The organism is Desulfamplus magnetovallimortis (genome assembly GCF_900170035.1).
Lineage (GTDB): Bacteria > Desulfobacterota > Desulfobacteria > Desulfobacterales > Desulfobacteraceae > Desulfamplus > Desulfamplus magnetovallimortis.
This window is the reverse complement of the sequence record NZ_LT828551.1, coordinates 136932-155854: the sequence shown is the minus strand read 5'-3', so window position 1 is coordinate 155854 and position 18923 is coordinate 136932. Positions and strand designations below refer to the sequence as shown.

General features: G+C 42.0%; 13 protein-coding genes and 1 pseudogene. 12 read left to right on the top strand and 2 right to left on the bottom strand.

The window, feature by feature from the left end; translation table 11 throughout:
* The first annotated feature begins 174 nt into the window (after window positions 1-174).
* From secA to MTBBW1_RS18565, 12 genes and pseudogenes are all read left to right on the top strand, one after another.
* Entirely contained in the window at window positions 175-2715 is a 2541-nt protein-coding gene (gene secA, locus MTBBW1_RS18625) for a preprotein translocase subunit SecA (RefSeq protein ID WP_080805841.1), read from the top strand.
* Between the two features lie 172 nt (window positions 2716-2887).
* The gene (gene clpS / locus MTBBW1_RS18620) at window positions 2888-3202 is read left to right on the top strand and encodes an ATP-dependent Clp protease adapter ClpS (protein WP_080805839.1); all 315 of its coding nucleotides are present in this window, start codon (window positions 2888-2890) and stop codon (window positions 3200-3202) included.
* 2 nt (window positions 3203-3204) lie between these two features.
* Complete coding sequence (gene clpA / locus MTBBW1_RS18615; protein WP_080805837.1) at window positions 3205-5484, top strand: ATP-dependent Clp protease ATP-binding subunit ClpA; 2280 nt, start codon at window positions 3205-3207, stop codon at window positions 5482-5484.
* A gap of 66 nt (window positions 5485-5550) precedes the next feature.
* Window positions 5551-6267 carry a leucyl/phenylalanyl-tRNA--protein transferase gene (aat, locus tag MTBBW1_RS18610; protein ID WP_342743935.1) on the top strand — a complete coding sequence of 239 codons (717 nt, stop codon included), beginning with the start codon at window positions 5551-5553 and terminating at the stop codon, window positions 6265-6267.
* A 319-nt stretch (window positions 6268-6586) separates the two neighbouring features.
* Window positions 6587-7276 (top strand): MBL fold metallo-hydrolase, encoded by a 690-nt coding sequence (locus MTBBW1_RS18605; protein ID WP_080805835.1) that lies wholly within the window; start codon window positions 6587-6589, stop codon window positions 7274-7276.
* Between the two features lie 873 nt (window positions 7277-8149).
* Complete coding sequence (locus MTBBW1_RS18595) at window positions 8150-8338, top strand: hypothetical protein (protein ID WP_080805830.1); 189 nt, start codon at window positions 8150-8152, stop codon at window positions 8336-8338.
* The gene (locus MTBBW1_RS18590) at window positions 8331-8615 is read left to right on the top strand and encodes a type II toxin-antitoxin system RelE family toxin (protein ID WP_186441482.1); all 285 of its coding nucleotides are present in this window, start codon (window positions 8331-8333) and stop codon (window positions 8613-8615) included. The genes MTBBW1_RS18595 and MTBBW1_RS18590 overlap by 8 nt, the downstream gene beginning before the upstream one ends.
* Before the next feature lie 145 nt (window positions 8616-8760).
* Window positions 8761-11150 (top strand): annotated as a pseudogene (gene hsdR / locus MTBBW1_RS18585) (EcoAI/FtnUII family type I restriction enzme subunit R).
* A 67-nt stretch (window positions 11151-11217) separates the two neighbouring features.
* Complete coding sequence (locus MTBBW1_RS18580) at window positions 11218-11583, top strand: four helix bundle protein (protein WP_080805826.1); 366 nt, start codon at window positions 11218-11220, stop codon at window positions 11581-11583.
* A 16-nt stretch (window positions 11584-11599) separates the two neighbouring features.
* Window positions 11600-13018, top strand: a complete 1419-nt coding sequence (locus tag MTBBW1_RS18575) for a class I SAM-dependent DNA methyltransferase (RefSeq protein WP_080805823.1) — start codon at window positions 11600-11602, stop codon at window positions 13016-13018.
* Window positions 13018-14031 (top strand): PDDEXK nuclease domain-containing protein, encoded by a 1014-nt coding sequence (locus MTBBW1_RS18570; protein ID WP_080805820.1) that lies wholly within the window; start codon window positions 13018-13020, stop codon window positions 14029-14031. Before MTBBW1_RS18575 ends, MTBBW1_RS18570 begins: the two co-directional genes overlap by 1 nt.
* Window positions 14031-15380: a restriction endonuclease subunit S gene (locus MTBBW1_RS18565; protein WP_222424102.1), complete on the top strand. Its 1350-nt coding sequence runs from the start codon at window positions 14031-14033 to the stop codon at window positions 15378-15380. The genes MTBBW1_RS18570 and MTBBW1_RS18565 overlap by 1 nt, the downstream gene beginning before the upstream one ends.
* A gap of 348 nt (window positions 15381-15728) precedes the next feature.
* On the opposite strand, the gene MTBBW1_RS18560 is transcribed toward MTBBW1_RS18565, so the two are convergent.
* Window positions 15729-16904 (bottom strand): RtcB family protein, encoded by a 1176-nt coding sequence (locus MTBBW1_RS18560; protein WP_080805818.1) that lies wholly within the window; start codon window positions 16902-16904, stop codon window positions 15729-15731.
* 75 nt (window positions 16905-16979) lie between these two features.
* Entirely contained in the window at window positions 16980-18734 is a 1755-nt protein-coding gene (locus MTBBW1_RS18555) for an adenylate/guanylate cyclase domain-containing protein (protein WP_080805816.1), read from the bottom strand.
* Window positions 18735-18923: the final 189 nt, after the last annotated feature.

The window sequence follows — 18923 nt, the reverse complement described above, 5'->3', positions numbered from 1 at the left end:
CTGGGGCGAGTTGAATGGACAAGTTATTAAAAATCAATTCCTAACGTACAACCCTGATACTCCGGAATAACAGGGTTAAAAATAATTAATGGAGCAAAATAACTAACAACTCTTGCAAAGCAGGGGTTTTTAAGGTTTTTGCCCTCAGGGTAAAGCAAAGGCGAAATAAAGTATATGGTATTCAGTTTACTTACAAAAATATTTGGATCAAACAATGACCGTCAGATAAAAAAAATCATGCCTCTGGTGGAGCAGATCAATGCACTTGAAGACGGAATGAAAGCTCTGACAGATGAAGAGATGGCTGCAAAGACCCTTGAATTCAGAGCTCGTCTTTCAAAGGGTAAAAACCCTGAAAGCTCTGAATCACTTGACGATCTTCTCCCCGAAGCCTTTGCAATTGTACGTGAGGCTGCTGTAAGAACCCTTGGAATGCGTCACTATGACGTTCAGTTGATAGGTGGGATAGCCCTTCATCGTGGAATGATTTCAGAGATGAAAACCGGTGAGGGAAAGACTCTAATGTCAACTCTGCCTGCTTATCTTAACGCCCTTTCAGGCAGGGGCGTTCATGTTGTGACTGTGAATGATTATCTTGCAAAACGAGATGCCGAATGGATGGATGCCATATATAGCTTTCTTGGCCTGCGGGTGGGGGTCATTATACATAATCTCAATGATGCCCAGAGAAGGGAAGCTTACAGCGCAGATATCACCTATGGCACAAACAATGAGTTCGGGTTCGATTATCTTCGGGATAACATGAAGTTTGACAGAGAGTCCCTTGCCCAGGGAGAGCTTAATTTTGCAATTGTGGATGAGGTGGACAGTATCCTCATTGACGAGGCAAGAACGCCTCTTATCATTTCAGGTCCTGCTGAGAAATCAACTCATATGTATCATCAGGTTAACACAATCATCCCTTCATTTGTGGCAGAGACTGATTATTCCATTGACGAAGAAGCTAAAAGTGTTACTCTTACGGAGGAGGGTGTTGCAAAGGGCGAAAAACTTCTTGGTGTGGAAAATCTCTATGATCCCAAAAATATAGAAACCCTCCACCACTTGAATCAGGCACTTAAAGCACATACCCTTTTTAAACGGGATGTCGATTATATTGTCAAAAATGACGAGGTTGTTATTGTTGACGAATTCACAGGCCGGCTTATGGAGGGTAGGCGTTACAGTGAGGGGCTTCACCAGGCCCTTGAAGCCAAGGAAAATGTGAAGATTGCCAACGAGAATCAGACCCTTGCATCCATTACATTTCAGAACTATTTCAGAATGTATGAAAAACTCAGCGGCATGACAGGAACCGCTGAAACCGAAGCAGCAGAGTTCAAAAAGATTTACAACCTTGATGTTCTGGTCATTCCTACCCATAAACCCATGATCAGAAAAGATATGCCTGATGTTATCTACAAAACCAAAAAAGAGAAATATGAAGCTGCCATTAAAGAGATAATCAGGCTTCATAAAAAAGGTCAACCTGTCCTTGTGGGAACCATATCAATTGATGTCTCTGAAGATTTAAGCAGGCAGCTTGAAAAAAGAAATATCAAACATACTGTGTTGAACGCCAAACATCACAAGGCAGAAGCTGAAATTGTTGCAGCAGCAGGCCAGAAGGGTGCTGTTACAATATCCACAAACATGGCAGGAAGGGGAACCGATATTGTTCTCGGAGAAGGTGTCAAAGAGCTTGGCGGTCTTCATATACTTGGAACATCCCGCCATGAATCAAGGCGAATTGACAACCAGCTTCGGGGTCGTTCCGGCCGTCAAGGGGATGAGGGGTCTTCCCGTTTTTATCTATCCCTTGAAGATGATCTTTTGAGAATTTTCGGAGGAGAGCGAATATCCTCCATAATGGATCGTCTTGGCATAGATGAAGGGGAGCCTATTGAACACAATCTCATAAGCCGTGCAATTGAAAATGCCCAGTCCAAGGTGGAGGGTCATAACTTTGAGATAAGAAAGCAGCTCATTGAGTATGATGATGTAATGAATCAGCAGCGTGAGGTCATATACCGTCAGAGGCGTCAGGCCCTTACAGAGGAAAATCTCAAGGATGAATTTCTCCAGATGATTGAAGAGCGCTGCTGGGATATTCTTGAGATTTTTGAAGATGAGAAACTACCTGTGCCGGATTGGGATATTGAGGGGTTGTGTGATACTTTTAACCGTCAGTTTAATTGCACTCTCCAACCTTCAGATTTCGACAGGGAAGATATTGACGGCGAAAAAGCAGGTCGTATCATGGTAGATAAAGCTCTTGAAAAATATGTGGAAAAGGAGACACTGATAGGAGATGCAGAGTTTCGGCAGCTTGAAAAATATGTCATGCTTCAGACTGTTGACTCTCTCTGGAAAGATCACCTTCTTAATATGGATCATCTCAAGGAGGGTATTGGCCTTAGAAGCTATGCCCAGCAAAATCCTCTGGTTATCTACAAGAAAGAGGGATTTGAGATGTTCCAGGGTCTTATTGACCGTATAAGAGAGCAGACTTTAAATATTTTGTTCAGAATCCAGATTGTAAACCCCGATGACCTCAATCAGATTCGTAAACCCAAAAATGAAAAACTGACGCTTTCCCATTCTGACAGCTCTGCACCAAGGGAGCCTGTAAAAAGAACTGAAGCAAAAACCGGCAGAAATGATCCATGCCCCTGCGGAAGTGGCAAAAAGTATAAAAAATGTTGTGGTGCGTGAGTAATTTTTTTTGATTATAGTATTCCAGATAATTAAATTGATAATGGAAAAGTCTAACTATCTGTTATCTGTATTAATTTTATTACCAAAAAAAATAATATTTTTCTGGAAAGCTATAGTATAAAAGTAGGGGAGTGTTTGCCCCTTAAATACCGAGGAATCATTAACACAAATGACGACACTTGATCCGGAAACCAAAAAAAGAACATCATCTGATACGGATTTTAAGCGGGGTTTCCCCCCTATGTATAAGGTGATACTGCTGAATGATGACTACACTACCATGGATTTTGTTGTTGAAATTCTCATGGCTGTTTTTGGAAAATCATTGGAAGACGCCACACGGATCATGCTTAATGTACATGAACAGGGAAGGGGCGTATGTGGTATCTATACACGTGACGTTGCAGAGACCAAGGTTCATACAGTGCACGTCCTTGCAAGGGAGAGGGAGTTCCCCCTGAAAAGTATAATGGAGAAGGAGTAGCCATGATAAGCAAAGAACTGAGCATAACACTTGGTGTTGCTGTTAGAGAAGCCAAAAGAAGGCGGCATGAGTATGTCTGCGTGGAGCATGTTCTATACGCGATACTCAGCAATGCTGAAGGATATGCCACTGTGAAAAACTGTGGCGGTAACCCCGACACCATCAAGGCAAACCTTGATCTTTTTTTCAAGGATAAAATGGAGAGTATTGAGGAGGGGCAGGATTATGTTCTTCAGCAGACCATAGGGTTTCAGCGAACAATCCAGCGGGCCATTAACCATGCACGATCCGCTGAAAAAACAGAGATCAATCTTGGAGATATCCTTGCATCCATTTTTCAGGAAAAGGATTCCCATGCAGCCTATTACCTTGAATCAGACGGAGTTACAAGGGTAGATATCCTGAACTACATCTCCCACCACGCACCGGCAAATTCAACCAGAGCAAGGGGGACTGCAAAGAGCCGGCAGCAGGGCAAGAAGAGTCCAGGGCAGGGTGATAGCAGCGGAAAGGGAGAGCAGCAGCCTCAACCCCAATCTGATCCCTTAGCAATGTTCACCACAAATCTGCTTGAAAAGGCTGAAAAAGGCAGAATTGATCCACTTATAGGCCGTGAAAATGAAACAGACAGAGCAATGCAGGTGCTGTGCCGCAGAAGAAAGAATAACCCTGTTTTTGTGGGTGACCCAGGTGTTGGAAAAACAGCCATTGCAGAAGGGATAGCCCTTAAGGCATTTAAAGGAGAGGTTCCTGAATTCCTTGCATCATCGGAAATGTACTCACTTGATATGGGAGCACTCCTTGCCGGTACAAAATACCGAGGGGATTTTGAGCAGCGTTTAAAAGATGTTATTGATGCTCTTGAGTCCAAGGAGAATGCCCTGCTTTTTATTGACGAGATACATACTGTTGTAGGAGCAGGAGCCACAAGCAGCGGTTCACTTGATGCATCCAATATACTGAAACCCGCACTTTCAACCGGTACCATCCGCTGCGTTGGCTCCACAACGTATGAAGAGTTTAAAAACTATTTTGAAAAGGACAGGGCACTTTCAAGGCGGTTTGAAAAAATTGAGGTGCCAGAGCCTTCTGTTGATGAGACAATAGAGATACTTAAAGGGCTTAAGCACTGCTATGAGGAGCATCACCAACTCAATTATACGGATGAGGCTCTTGAGTCTGCGGCAAAGCTTTCAGCCAAGCACATAAATGACCGTTTTCTCCCTGACAAGGCAATTGATGTAATTGATGAGACAGGTTCTCTGATACGTCTTTCAGGAAATGCCAGACGAAAGAATGTCCTTGCAGGAGACATTGAAAAGACAGTTGCAAAAATGGCCAAGATTCCACCTACAAGTGTCACTTCAACGGATAGATCAAATCTTGAGAACCTTGAAAAGAAGCTTTCCCAGGTGATATTTGGCCAGGATAATGCCCTTTCGCTTTTGTGTACTTCCATTAAGCGTTCAAGGGCCGGCCTCTCAGCGCCGGGGCGTCCAATTGGCTCCTTTCTGTTCACAGGCCCTACTGGGGTTGGCAAGACCGAGGTTGCCAAGCAGCTTGCATCCAACATGGGCGTTAAGTTCCTTCGCTTTGACATGAGTGAATATATGGAAAAACACTCAGTTTCCCGCCTCATAGGTGCACCTCCTGGTTACATTGGATTTGAACAGGGTGGTATTTTAACTGACAACATCCGCAAAAATCCCCACTGCGTTCTTCTTTTGGATGAGATAGAAAAAGCGCATCTGGATCTTTTCAATATTCTGCTTCAGGTGATGGATTATGCCACATTGACTGATAACAACGGCAAGTCAGCAGATTTTAGAAATGTTGTTATCATTATGACATCCAATGCCGGTGCAAGGGAGATGACATCCAACAAGATAGGGTTTGGTGATCAATTAAAAGATGTTACATCAAAAGGTATGAAGGCTGTTGAGAAGACATTCAGTCCTGAGTTCAGAAACCGTCTTGATTCCATTGTACAGTTTAACCCTCTGTCCCATGAAACAATGGAGCTTATTGTTGACAAGGGCATGAAGGAGTTGAAAGAGCTTCTTGCCAACAAAAATGTCTCCTTAAAATATACTCCTAAAGTTCGCTCCTGGCTTGCGGAAAAAGGATTTGATCCAAAATTTGGAGCACGTCCTCTTGATCGTGTAATACAGACAAATATCAAGGATGTTCTGACAGACCAGATTCTTTTTGGAGCCCTTGACAAAGGCGGAGAGGTTTCCATAGGTATAAGGGATGGCGAACTGACCTTTAACTATAAATAGTTTTTTTTGAAATAAGTGTCACTAAAATGTTGGTCAACTTTTGTTCATAACCTGATTGGTGATTAGTTGATCAGCATTTTTTATGACACCACTTTATTGAATATGCCGGTTTTCATGCTCTCAGATGAATTTATTTTTCCTCCTGCCGATTTTGCACGACATGACGGTCTGCTTTGTGTGGGAGGAGATCTTTCATATCATCGCCTTATTAAAGCCTACAAGAGCGGCATCTTTCCATGGTTTTCTAAGGGAGAGCCAATCCTGTGGTGGTCACCTGATCCCCGCCTTGTACTTTTTCCCTCAAATATCAGAATATCAAGAAGTCTTGGAAAAAAAATCAAAAAAGGTACCTTCTCAGTTACAATGGACACTGCTTTTGAGGATGTGATTCGGGAGTGTGCTACATCAAGGATTGAAGCAGGCATTGATACCTGGCTTGTGGATGGTATGATTGAAGCCTATGTTGACCTTTATAACAGAGGCGATGCCCATTCGGTTGAAACCTGGCAGAAAGGCAGACTTGTAGGTGGCCTTTATGGTGTATCCATTGGCAGGATTTTTTTTGGTGAATCCATGTTTTCCCGTGAAAGTGATGCATCCAAGATTGCCCTTGCAGCACTTTGTTTCCATCTTCAAAAATATAAATTTGATCTCATTGACTGTCAGGTTACAACACCGCATCTTGTTTCAATGGGAGCTGAGGAGATTCCGCGACAGGAGTTTCTTTTGCAGCTTAACTCATCAGTGAAAAAAAAAGGTCTGTCAGGAAGATGGATTTATTAAGGATTCAAAATCGGCATCTTATTGCTTTTTTTGCAGTTACCGTATCTGTCTGAATCTGTTTGAATCAGTCAGTATCAGGATAATCAGGATAATCAGGATAATCAGGATAACCAAGATAATCAAGATAATCAAGATAATCAAGATAATCAAGATAACCAAGATAACCAAGATAACCAAGATAACCAAGATAACCAAGATAAAAATGATGTTCAAGATTAATAATCCTGCATTATCCTGTTAATCCTGGACATCTTGATTCAGACAGTATTGACAATGCTTAAAAAATTACAGGCATAGACTTTGAGTAAGGAGATTGATAATGGATATTGTTGGACTTTTGTCTCAGGATAGTATGGCAAATTACAGTTACCTTATTGTTGGAGCAGAAAACAGGGCATTTTGTGTTGATCCATGGGATGGTTCCTCAATTTTCAAGGTTATCTCAAATCGCGGTCTTACCCTTGAAGGTATCATCAATACCCATCTTCATTTTGATCATACCCGTGGAAATGATAGCCTTGCAAAGTTGACAGGCGCAGAAATCTTTTCAAAGGAGAGTTTGCTGGAAAAGGGCAGTATTGACCTTGGTGATGGCGCTTCCATGGAATTCATGGATGCCAATGGTCATACCATGGATCATCTCGTGATTCTTTTAAAGGAAGGTAGTGAAATTGTTGGCTTTATCAGTGGAGATGTTCTTTTCAACTGTGGCGTTGGTAACTGCAAAAGTGGCGGTAACGTGGATATCCTGTATGAAACAGTGACAAAAATAAATTCTATTTTACCTGATGAGGCCATTCTATATCCAGGTCATGACTATATGGCAACAAATCTTGGTTTCTCCATGGCAAATGGTGTTGTCAAAGCAGGGGAACTCATTGACAGCATTGAAGATACCACATGCTTTAATACCACAATGGGCCTTGAAAGGGAGCTTAATCTTTTTTTACAGGCAGACTCCCTTGAAACTTTCAGAACTCTTAGAGATAAAAGAGATCAATGGGCGTGAATGGTCAAAAAAATAGGCTGTTATGAAGACTTTTTCCCATCACAATGACTATCATTTTTATTTTTGGGAATGATTGATGCGCAACCATGCCCGTTTATTAACATAACTACATGCGAGGTAAGAGGAATCGGAGAAAAACGCCTTTCGTGGATTCACGAAAAAGAGGACTTCTCCCCGGTCAAACTTGCTGAACTCATTGCCCAAGGGGAATCGTCCTTAACAAGTTCTATCTGTGTAACACACCAACCGTTGCAAGTGCCTTAAAAGTGATACCTGACAAAAAGTGCCAGTCTTTAAGGTTCCGGTGTGCTGGATTGTTCTACCTTTCCCTTCCTTCACGAATGATATCAACTATTTCCTTAGTTGTGATTTTAGCCTTTATTGATGGAACATTTAGGGGGGATGTCACTGCATTTTCTGGTATCAAAGCGAAAGTGCGCCCATCTTTTCTTCGAATTAATACTTTGCCCGTATTTTCTGATTCTAATTTTTTTGTGGTCAGATACTACATTCCGACATGTAAGCTGAAATTGGTAAATTATGCAATTAATTTTAATTATAACTAACCCATTTAACTTGTGAATAGGAGAGGAATTGGTAGAGTTTTGGGCGATTATGCCTCGTTTTTGACTAAACCACAAAAAAATTAGAAACAGGATATTTCACTGCCCTTGCTCAACAATATATTTTTTATATCTGACAGATAATTTCGTGCAATTTAAAGATTTATCAATTTGATTTAACAGGCAAATATAATAAATACGAACAAGTTATATAAATTAAAAGCGTTATTGTTAAATTTTAATGCAAGAAATGAAATATTTGTATTCGCCAATGTCCAAAAATCTGATACCATTTTTGAAAGGAAATGATATGCCACAACTGATGATAAATATACCTGTTCAGCAGGTTGCAACTATAATCAACAGCATGAATGAAGGTGAAATGGAAACTTTACTTTTACTTCTATCTGAAGAAGGGAAGGAACTTGTAAAACGTTCAGAAGACTTCAAAAACAAGAAAGTTAAATATCTATCAAGGGATGAAGTTTTCGATGTATAAAGATGAATATCACCCACAGGTAAAGAAGGATCTTAAAAAAATTGATACTCCGATAAGGAAAAAAATCAAGGAAGATTTAATTCCTGAAATATTGCAAAATCCTGAAATTGGAGTCAGCCTTACTGGAGATTTAAACGGTATTCAATCTTACCATTTTACATATGCAAGGAAACAATATCGAATAGCTTATATTGTTGATGAAGATGATAAAATCGTATTTATACAAATGGTTGCTAAAAGAGGAGATTTTTATACCTTACTGAAAAGAAGAATATAACCTGGTGCTGAACTCGGACGCAAAAGGATTCCGGTCGCTATCGCTCCCTCCACCCTTTTGCGCCGGTTAGCTTAGCCTTTATTTGCAAAGTTATCTTTTCCAAAATAAACATCGAGGCATCAATAATAAAAATGAGTAGCAAAAAATGACATCTAAAAAAGACCTATCAGAAAGAGACATCTGCACAAAATATATCCAGCCAGCACTTGAAAAAGCTGGTTGGAACCCGCTTACCCAAATTCGAGAAGAAGTCACTTTCACTGATGGTCGTATCTATGTTAAAGGCAACCTGACAAGCAGAGGAAAAAGGAAAAGAGCGGATTACATCCTTTATTATAAGCCAAATATCCCCATTGCCATAATTGAGGCAAAAGACAATAAACACTCAGTCAAAGCAGGTATCCAGCAGGGGCTCAATTACGCCGAGATTTTAGATATCCCCTCTGTTTACAGCAGCAACGGTGACGGCTTTTATGAACATGACCGAACCTGCACAGATGGCAATATAGAAACAGACCTTACCCTTGATCAATTCCCTTCGCCGGAAATACTCTGGCAACGCTACAAAAAATATAAAGGCATTGAAACAGAAGAACAGGAACGTATTACAGCACAGGATTATTTCTTTGATGGTTCAGACAGAACCCCACGCTACTACCAGCAAATAGCCATCAACCGAACGGTTGAGGCTATTGCCAAGGGACAAAATCGTATATTGCTAACCATGGCAACAGGCACGGGCAAGACTTACACCGCATTCCAAATTATCCACCGCCTTTGGAAAGGAAAAACAAAAAACGCATATTGTTTCTGGCTGATAGAAACGCCCTGATTGATCAAACTAAACGGGGAGATTTTCGTCATTTTAAAGATAAAATGACGGTTATCAAAAAGAAGAAAATAGACAAATCCTATGAAATCTATCTGGCCCTGTATCAGGGTTTAACCAACTACGATGAAGACAAAGACGCCTACCGTGAATTTAGTCCCGAATTCTTCGACCTCATCGTCATTGATGAGTGCCACCGTGGCAGTGCCGCCAGCGACAGTGCATGGCGTGAGATTCTCAATTATTTTGCGGGGGCAACCCATATCGGCTTAACCGCAACTCCAAAAGAAACAAAAACCGTTTCCAGTACCGAATATTTTGGCGACCCAATCTATACATACTCACTAAAACAGGGCATAGAAGATGGTTTCCTTGCCCCCTATAAAGTTGTACGAGTAGGCTTGAATGTTGATTTGGAAGGCTGGCGACCAGAACAGGGCAAGACCGACAAGCAAGGTTTGCTTGTCGATGACCGCATATACAACCGTAAAGACTTTGACAAGAATTTGGTCATTGATGAACGAACCGAAACAGTTGCCAGAAAAGTCACCGAATTCCTGAAAAAGACCAACAGATTTGATAAAACCATTATCTTCTGCGTTGACATTGATCACGCCCAGAGAATGAGGGCTGCCATAGCCAACGAAAACAGCGATCTCATGGCACAAAATCCCAAATTTGTCATGCAGATTACCGGCGACAATGATGAAGGAAAAATGGAACTGGACAACTTCATCAACCCAGAGGAGAGGTACCCGGTTGTTGCCACCACTTCAAAACTTATGACCACAGGCGTGGATGCTCAAACCTGTAAACTTATTGTGCTGGACAGCAACATAGGCTCCATGACGGAGTTCAAACAGATCATTGGCCGTGGAACACGCATCAATGAAGAATTTGGTAAAACATTCTTCACCATCATGGACTTCCGCAATGTAACAGATCTCTTTGCCGACCCAGACTTTGACGGTGATCCAGTCAGGGTAAAAGTACTTGATGAAGATGATGAATTCGAATCACCGGAAGAAGAAGCAGAATCACTTGATCCGATCATTGATGAAGACGGCGAGGAAATAATCTTTGATCCACCTCCTTATGAGCCTGATATCACCACAGGTGGAGACATTGTTGCCGAGCCGAGAGAAAAATACTATGTCAACGGTGTCAACGTGACTGTACTCAATGAGCGTATCCAGTATATGGATAACAACGGCAAACTGATTACCGGCAGCCTCAAGGATTACACCAGAGAAAAAGTGCGTGAGCAATACCGCACCCTGTCTAACTTCCTTAATAAATGGAATCAAACCGACAAAAAACAGGCTATCATCGAAGAACTGACAGAACAGGGTATTATTTTTGAAAATCTTAAGGAAGCCATTAACAAGGAAATGGATATTTTTGACCTCATCTGTCATACAGCATTTGACCAACCACCACTGACCAGAGCGGAACGGGCGAACAATGTCAAAAAACGGGATTACTTTACCAAATATGGAGAACAAACCCGCAAAGTGCTGGAAGCTCTGCTGGAAAAATACGCGGATGAAGGCATTGAAAACATTGAAGATATGAAAATTCTGCAAGTGAACCCACTGGATCAGTTCGGCTCTCCCCTTGAGATTATCAGCCTTTTCGGTGGTAAAAAGAAGTATTTGCAGGCAATCACAGAACTGGAAGCGGAAATTTATTCAATTGCGAGTTAGGAATTAGAAATTACGAATGAAACGTGATAATATTATTCAATTGCGAGTTAGGAATTAGAAATTACGAATGAAACGTGATAATATTATTCAAGAAAAGAGTTATGCGTTTGCTTTGCGAATAGTGAAGCTTTATCGCTATCTCAAGGGTGAAAAACAGGAATATGTTTTAGGGAAACAGGTTCTAAGAAGTGGCACATCGATCGGAGCAAATGTGGAGGAAGCAATTGGCGGACAATCAAGTAAAGATTTTCTATCAAAAATGAGTATTGCCTACAAAGAATCAAGAGAAACTCATTACTGGATAAGATTGTTATCGGACAGTGGATTTATTAAATCATATGAAAAGGATTCATTGCTAAAGGATTGCGAAGAGATAATGAAAATTATCGGGAGCATCCAAAAAACAATGAAACAAAAGATTCGTAATTCTTAATTGGAAATTGGTAATTATGATCAGCGGTATTGTAAAATCAGCAAGAAACATCATGCGCCAGGACACAGGAACCGGCAGTGATGAACTGCGTATCCTGCAATTGGGCTGGATGCTTTTTTTAAAAATATTCAGCGACAAAGACAAAGAATTGGAGTTGTTGCAGGACGACTATATTTCCCCCATCCCCGCTGAACTGCACTGGGATGAATGGGCCGGAGATGACGAAGGCATGACCGGTGACGAATTACTGGCCTTTGTCGATCAAAAACTTTTCCCAACTCTATCAAATGTCGATCTTTCCACCGGCAACAAACGTGCTGTACTGGTACGTGAAGTTTTTGCAGGTAACTACAATTACATGAAATCAGGTATTCACCTGCGGCAGGTCATTAATAAACTCAACGAAATTGACTTCAACAACTCCAAAGACAAGCAGGTCTTCGGCCAGATTTATGAGACCTTTTTAGGTGAACTGCAAAGTGCCGGTACATTGGGTGAGTTTTACACTCCCCGTGCCATTACCGAACTGCTCACCGAACTAACCGACCCTAAAGCAGGTGAAAAGGTGCTTGATCCTGCCTGTGGCACGGGCGGTTTTCTCACCGCCGCACTGGAACATCTCAAGGCCAAAGCTTCATCCGTGGCAGAACGGGATGCTATCCAGAGCAATGTCATGGGCTGGGAGTACAAACCACTACCTTATTTACTCGGTAATACCAATCTGATCCTCCATGATATCAATCTGCCCAATATCAAATATGGCGATTCGCTGGCAACCCCCCTGACCGAATACCGCCAGAAAGACCGGGTTGATGTTATACTTACCAATCCGCCTTTCGGTGGCGTTGTTTCCAATAACAACGAAAACAATTTTCCCCAGACCTACCGCACCAAGGAATCGGCAGACCTGTTTTTAATCTTGATGATCCATCTGCTAAAAGAGGGCGGAAGAGCAGCCATTGTATTGCCCGATGGTTCCCTGACCGGTGATGGCGTAAAGCAGCGTATCCGCCAAAAACTGCTGGAAGACTGCAACCTCCACACCATTATCCGGCTGCCAAACTCAGTGTTTCAGCCCTACGCATCGGTGGCAACCAATCTTTTGTTCTTCACCAAGGGCGAACCAACGAGAAATGTTTGGTATTGGCAACATAAATTGCCAGAGGGCTACAAGGCTTATTCCAAGACCAAGCCCATCCAGTCTGCCGAGTTTGATGGGCTTAAAGAGTGGTGGAATGAACGAGAGGAAAGCGAACTGGCTTGGCGGGTTGATATTAAAACCATCAAGGAAAACGGGTACAACCTTGATATTAAAAATCCCCATCAACCCGAAGAAGAAAAGCAATACAGCAGTGCGGAATTACTTGATTTACTCCATAAGTCCTTTGCCAAAGGAGATCAACTGCTTCAGCAGCTTAAAAAGGAGTTGTCCTGATGGCAAATCAGATAGAAAAACAAAAAACCGAAAAACAATTTGCTGAGATACTTCACCGCATACAACAGGCCAAACAGCGTGCTTTTCAGCAGGTCAATACGATTTTGGTGGAGTTGTACTGGAATATCGGCGAGTATATATCAAAGCAGGTAAAACGTTCAGGTTGGGGCAAGGGCGTTATAAAAGAACTGGCACACTTTATCAAAACCAGTGATCCTGAATTAAAAGGTTTTACCGACAAAAACCTGTGGCGGATGAAGCAGTTTTATGAGACATACCAGGATGATGAAAAACTCGCCTCACTGGGGCGAGTTTTAAGCTGGACCCATAATCGGCGAATAATGACCTTGAAAACACCTGAAGAGCGTGAGTTTTATCTTTTACTCTGCAATCAAAAAAACTATTCTGTCAGAGAGCTGGACAGGCTCATCCAAACCGGCACTTTTGAACGTACCATGCTTGCCAATGAAAAACTGTCTCAGACTATTACAGAACTCCCCCAATCCACGGAAAATGTTTTCAAAGACAGCTATGTGTTTGAGTTTTTGAATTTGCCAACCCTCTACCGGGAAAAAGAACTACAACAGGCACTGATGGCTTCTCTCAAAGATTTTATTCTGGAGTTGGGCATCGGTTTTACCTTTATCGGCCATGAGTACCGCCTGCAGGTGGGCACCGATGATTTTTTTGTTGATCTTCTTTTTTTCCACCGCCATCTGCAATGCCTGGTCGCATTTGAACTGAAAAACGACAAGTTCAGGCCGGAGCACCTGGGGCAGTTGGAGTTTTATCTTGAAGCCCTGGACAGGGATGTCAAACTTGATTTTGAAAATCCCAGTATCGGCATACTTCTTTGCCGGGAAAAAAATGACGAGGTGGTGAAATACGCCCTCAGCCGTTCGGTCAGCCCTGCCGTTATCGCTGATTATGAGACCAGACTTATTCCAAAACAGCTTCTGCGGGATAAGTTGAATGAAATATACGCAGTGCTTGAGCGTGGGGAGGGGGAGTAGTGGCATTTGATAAACTGGATCGCTTTATCGAAAAAAAATCTGTCAAGGCTTATTCTTTGCCCAATTTTGACTCCATGCAAGTCCTCGGTGTATCAAACCAAGTTGGGATTGCAATTACTGATCATAAAAAATCCAAAGACCTCTCGAAATATCAGCTAATAGAAGAGGGAGATTTTGCATATAATCCGTACCGTATTAATGTTGGTTCAATTGGATTGGTACCGAAAGGTGTGAAAGGCCTTGTCAGCCCTGCTTATGTGGTATTTAAAACAAAAAATTCTTTGTTACCCGAATTGTTGTTTGACTTTTTGAAGTCCGCAGATGGGCTTTTTCAAATTGCTAAATATGCAAGAGGTACCGTAAGAAAATCGTTACGGTTTAATGATTTATGTCAAATTGAAATGCAGATACCTCCCATTGATATTCAACGCTCTATCCTCAGAAAAAAGGAGAGTGTTCAAGTTGAAATAAACGAATTTAAAACCGAACTCACCCATCAGCAAACCCTGCTGAAAAAACTCCGTCAACAAATTTTACAGGAAGCCATCGAAGGCAAGCTCACCGCCGAATGGCGGCAGCAAAACCCCGATGTTGAGCCAGCAAGTGAACTACTTGCCCGCATTCAGGCAGAAAAAAACCAGCTGGTGAAAGACAAAAAAATCAAAAAACAAAAACCGCTACCGCCAATCAATGAGGAAGAAAAACCGTTTTCTTTGCCGGAGGGGTGGGAGTGGTGTCGGATTTGGGACGTAGCGGAGCTAATCACTTCTGGGTCACGCGATTGGGCAAAGTATTACGCGGATGAAGGAGCAATCTTCGTTACAATGGGAAACCTTTCAAAAGACTCATACCGCCTCCGCATGAATAAAGTACGTTATGTAAAAGCACCCTTAAACAGCGAAGGAAGTAGGACAAAGCTTCAAGAGGGTGACTTGCTGATTTCTATTACAGGAGATGTCGGCAATCTTGGAGTGATCCCCAAAGGTTTTGGTGAGGCGTATATCAACCAGCATACTTGCATGCTTCGCTATATGCCTGAGTGCAGAAGACAATATTATCTTGAGGTCATGCGTTCGCCTTTTGCGAAATGGCAATACAACGCTCCGCAGAGAGGAATAAAAAACAGTTTCAGATTGGGTGATGTAGGAGAGATGCTGCTACCTCTACCCCCTGCTAAAGAGCAATATGTTATAGCTGAAAAGGTCAAATATCTCACCTCACTCTGCGACCAACTCGAAGCCCAAATCACCGACAACCAGACCCACGCCGAACAACTGATGCAGGCGGTTTTACGGGAAGCCTTTTCCCATTCTTCCGGCCAACAAAATCAAGAGGCGGTCAATGCTTAACAAGGCCGCCAAAGTCACCCTTGTCGCCACTTCGCTGGCACCTATCTGCCTGACTCTCTGGTTTTTAGAGTTCAGTAAGGCGTGGGATTTGCGAGATGGTTTGAATTATTTGTTGGTGGCGGCCCTGCTTAGTTTGCTTTGTGCTGGTTTGATCTTGCTTTCCGGCAAAAACCTGGAAAAACTGCCGGTCAAAATAAAAGCCGTAAAAACCGTGGATAAGGCAATAGTCGGCTTTCTGTTGGTTTACCTGCTACCGCTCATCAACCAGACCAATAACAGCATCAGTGTGCCGGTGCTGATTTTTATCTTGCTGATCTTTTTCTTTATCGTCCAGATTAGTTGCCGAAATTATCCTTTGACTACTGCAAGTGGCCTTAATTCCACATCAATATCAACAAGATCTGACTGGTTTTCCATGACAACCGAGATATCTTTGTATGCTCCTGCTGCCTCATCCAGGCTCTTTTTCCCCCGCAGGGCATGCAGTACCCCAAGTCTGTCAAGCCTCTCCTGTTCAGCTTTCAGGTTAAGTTCGCGCTGTGCCTGTTTTCTGCCAAGTTTTCTGCCTGCCCCATGTGAACAGGACATGAAGCTGTCAGGATTTCCCTTTCCTTTTACAATATAGCTTGAACTGCCCTGACTGCCTGGAATGATGCCGGTCTGATCAGGAAAAGCCCTTGTTGCCCCTTTTCTGTGAACCACAACTTTTTCGCCAAAATGCTTTTCAACAGCAGCATAGTTATGGGCAATGTTTATCATCTCTCCAAAATCAACATTTCCATGGGTATTTTCTTTAAAAATTTTTTTTACCACATCCAGCATCCGCTGCCTGTTAGTGAGGGCAAACTCCACACAGCAGTTCATTTCGGTAAAGTATGCTCGCCCGATTTCATCATCAAGGGGCAAAAATGCAAGCTCCCATTTTTTAGGTACTGAAGAGAACCATTTTTCGTTCATTTTAATGGCAAGATCGTTGTAATGTTTAGCCACCTTCAACCCCATATTTCGGCTTCCGGAGTGTATCATTATCCAGATATGACCATCACTGCCTCTCTGGATTTCAATAAAATGATTCCCGCCGCCAAGGGTGCCAACCTGCTTTAATGATGCTTTATACTCTTTTTCAATAATGCCATCTTTGATGAATTTGCATGAGGCCTCACATGAATGTATCCAATCCGCCTGTTCCCTTGAATGGTGTTTGAAACCAAGGGGGATGCTCATCCGGATTTTGCCAAGTATTCCTTTTAAAGTGTTGGTGTCAATTTCTGTCATCGATGTTTGAACAGCACACATTCCGCAGCCGATATCAACCCCCACAGCATTGGGAACAATGATATTTTGTGTAGCCATCACACCACCTATGGGCATGCCGTAACCAAGGTGTGAATCAGGCATGATTGCAACATGCTTGAATATGAATGGCAGGTTCGCAAGGTTTTTTGCCTGGTCAAGGGCAGCATTATCAATATCGTCAAGCCATAACTTGATGGGTTTTTGTTCTGTTGTGATAACCTGTTTCATACTTTGTTCCTTTGCAATCTTATTCCGGTTCCCTGAAGTTGCAATTTTTTATTAGGCAGGTATCCGCCATGTACGTTATTTGAAGCCCATCATGAATCCTATAAAGTCCCTGTCACGCATGATTTCATGGTTTGCAAGCCACTCCACAAAAAGGGATTCTATTCTGAGAAGAAGGTGTAGAGCCTCGGATTTAAGGCTGTAGTTGGTGATGGATGCCAGTTCAAGAATGCTTTCTGAATGGACTAAAAACTCCTTGTGAAGTTTCAGATGCTGCTCATATTCAGGATATCCTGCCTGTAACATCATTTTTTCTTCTGTCTGAAAGTGCTGAGCTGCCTTTCTATTGAGCTCAATAAGCCCAAGGATGATTTTTTCATTGGTCTGGCTTTTTTTTATGGTCTCCATAAGTTGATCTGTCAGGTAGAACATCTCCACATGATCTTCGTCAATTACAGGGATATCACAGAAAAGAGTTCTTTTGAGTTCAAGGTGTTTTCTGTTTTGCCAGGGAGAGAAGAAAATGTTGCTCCTGTTTGAGGGTGATGTAAGGTATCTTTCAATTACAGCATCTTCCGGACACTGTTCTGACAGTGCTCTCAAAAGGGTTCTTGCCTGCTCCATGTCCTGGTAGTGGAAATGGTACATTGCAGTTTCAAAGAGGTGATTATAGGAGCGTTTTGCTTCAAAAATATCAGGCTCATCAGCATTGAAGATTTCATATATTGAAATGGGTTCGTTTCGTCCCTTGACAAGAACACGATCAATGAAGCGGATGGCAAAATCTGAACTCTTTTGCAGGGAGTGGAATGTGTACTCACTTATCAGAAGAGGCGTCTTGTATGTTTTTGTCAATTTTTCAAGACGGGCAGCAGTATTGACAGCATCGCTTATGACAGTGCCTTCCATACGGTCTGCTTCTCCAACAGTTCCAAGTATAAGGGTTCCGGTATTTATGCCAATACCGATCTCAATGGTGCGATATCCGGCTCTTTTGCGGCCTTCATTATATTTTTTGAGCTTATTCAGCATTCCAATGGCTGCTGATACTGCATCATCTGCATTTATACCAAAAAGAGCCATTATTGAATCTCCAATGAATTTGTCAATAAACCCATTGTGTTCCCTTACAAGCGGCCCCATATGGCTTAAGTATGAGTTGATGAACTTGAAATTTTCTTCAGGAGTCATTCTTTCTGAAAGCGTTGAAAATAGACGGATATCGGAAAACAGTACGGTCATTTTTTTCTGTATCCGGTCATTTAGCTCCACATCTTCAATGCTTGTTTTGCCAAGTGTTTTTAAAAATTCGTATGGAACAAACCGTTCGTATGCTTTGTTAAGTTTTTTAAGTCTGTTCAGGCTCTCTTTTCGCTCTGTAATATCTTCAATTACACAGTCAACCCATTTGATTATGCCATTTTTCCTTAAAAATTCAGGATTGTTATATGTAACTGTATTTCCATTGTTTTTTTCTGGCTGCTCATATTTTGCTATGGCATTTAGAGATACCCATATTGGAGTTCCATCCTTTTTACGCATTGCAATTTCTTTATTTTTGCATTGGCCATAAACACGAATATGCTCAATGATTTCTTTCTGCTGCCTCGGGTGTTGGTAGTAATCTTTCATGGAGGTTTGCATGAAATCTTCCATAGATTCATGACCAAAAATATTTGCAATGGCAGGATTGGCATGAAGGATGGTCATACTGTAGGGGGTGATACGGAAAATGCCTACATTAAGAGATTCCACAAGCTCACGATACATGGAATCATGCTCATTTGAAGTGGGCTGTTGTAATGAATTTTCCGGAGTGGTTGTCTGGTTCATTTAAGCTTCACAGGATTTTTTGTGGTCTCTTATGGTCTCTTCATACCTGTTCCTGCTCCGGAGCCATATTAAAAATAAATTGACTCCAGAGAGATGACAAATAATCTTATTTATGATAGTTGCCCGTTAAATAGATTTCCAGAAAATAATTTTGAAATCTCAACTCTGGAGAGGGCAGCCACACAGGTC

What these genes read in the sequence shown, in the direction of transcription:
- secA (WP_080805841.1), top strand. Translation starts at nt 175, where the DNA reads ATGGTATTCAGTTTACTTACAAAAATATTTGGATCAAACAATGACCGT.
- clpS (WP_080805839.1), top strand. Translation starts at nt 2,888, where the DNA reads ATGACGACACTTGATCCGGAAACCAAAAAAAGAACATCATCTGATACG.
- clpA (WP_080805837.1), top strand. Translation starts at nt 3,205, where the DNA reads ATGATAAGCAAAGAACTGAGCATAACACTTGGTGTTGCTGTTAGAGAA.
- MTBBW1_RS18605 (WP_080805835.1), top strand. Translation starts at nt 6,587, where the DNA reads ATGGATATTGTTGGACTTTTGTCTCAGGATAGTATGGCAAATTACAGT.
- MTBBW1_RS18595 (WP_080805830.1), top strand. Translation starts at nt 8,150, where the DNA reads ATGCCACAACTGATGATAAATATACCTGTTCAGCAGGTTGCAACTATA.
- MTBBW1_RS18590 (WP_186441482.1), top strand. Translation starts at nt 8,331, where the DNA reads ATGTATAAAGATGAATATCACCCACAGGTAAAGAAGGATCTTAAAAAA.
- MTBBW1_RS18580 (WP_080805826.1), top strand. Translation starts at nt 11,218, where the DNA reads ATGAAACGTGATAATATTATTCAAGAAAAGAGTTATGCGTTTGCTTTG.
- MTBBW1_RS18575 (WP_080805823.1), top strand. Translation starts at nt 11,600, where the DNA reads ATGATCAGCGGTATTGTAAAATCAGCAAGAAACATCATGCGCCAGGAC.
- MTBBW1_RS18570 (WP_080805820.1), top strand. Translation starts at nt 13,018, where the DNA reads ATGGCAAATCAGATAGAAAAACAAAAAACCGAAAAACAATTTGCTGAG.
- MTBBW1_RS18560 (WP_080805818.1), bottom strand. Translation starts at nt 16,904, where the DNA reads ATGAAACAGGTTATCACAACAGAACAAAAACCCATCAAGTTATGGCTT.
- MTBBW1_RS18555 (WP_080805816.1), bottom strand. Translation starts at nt 18,734, where the DNA reads ATGAACCAGACAACCACTCCGGAAAATTCATTACAACAGCCCACTTCA.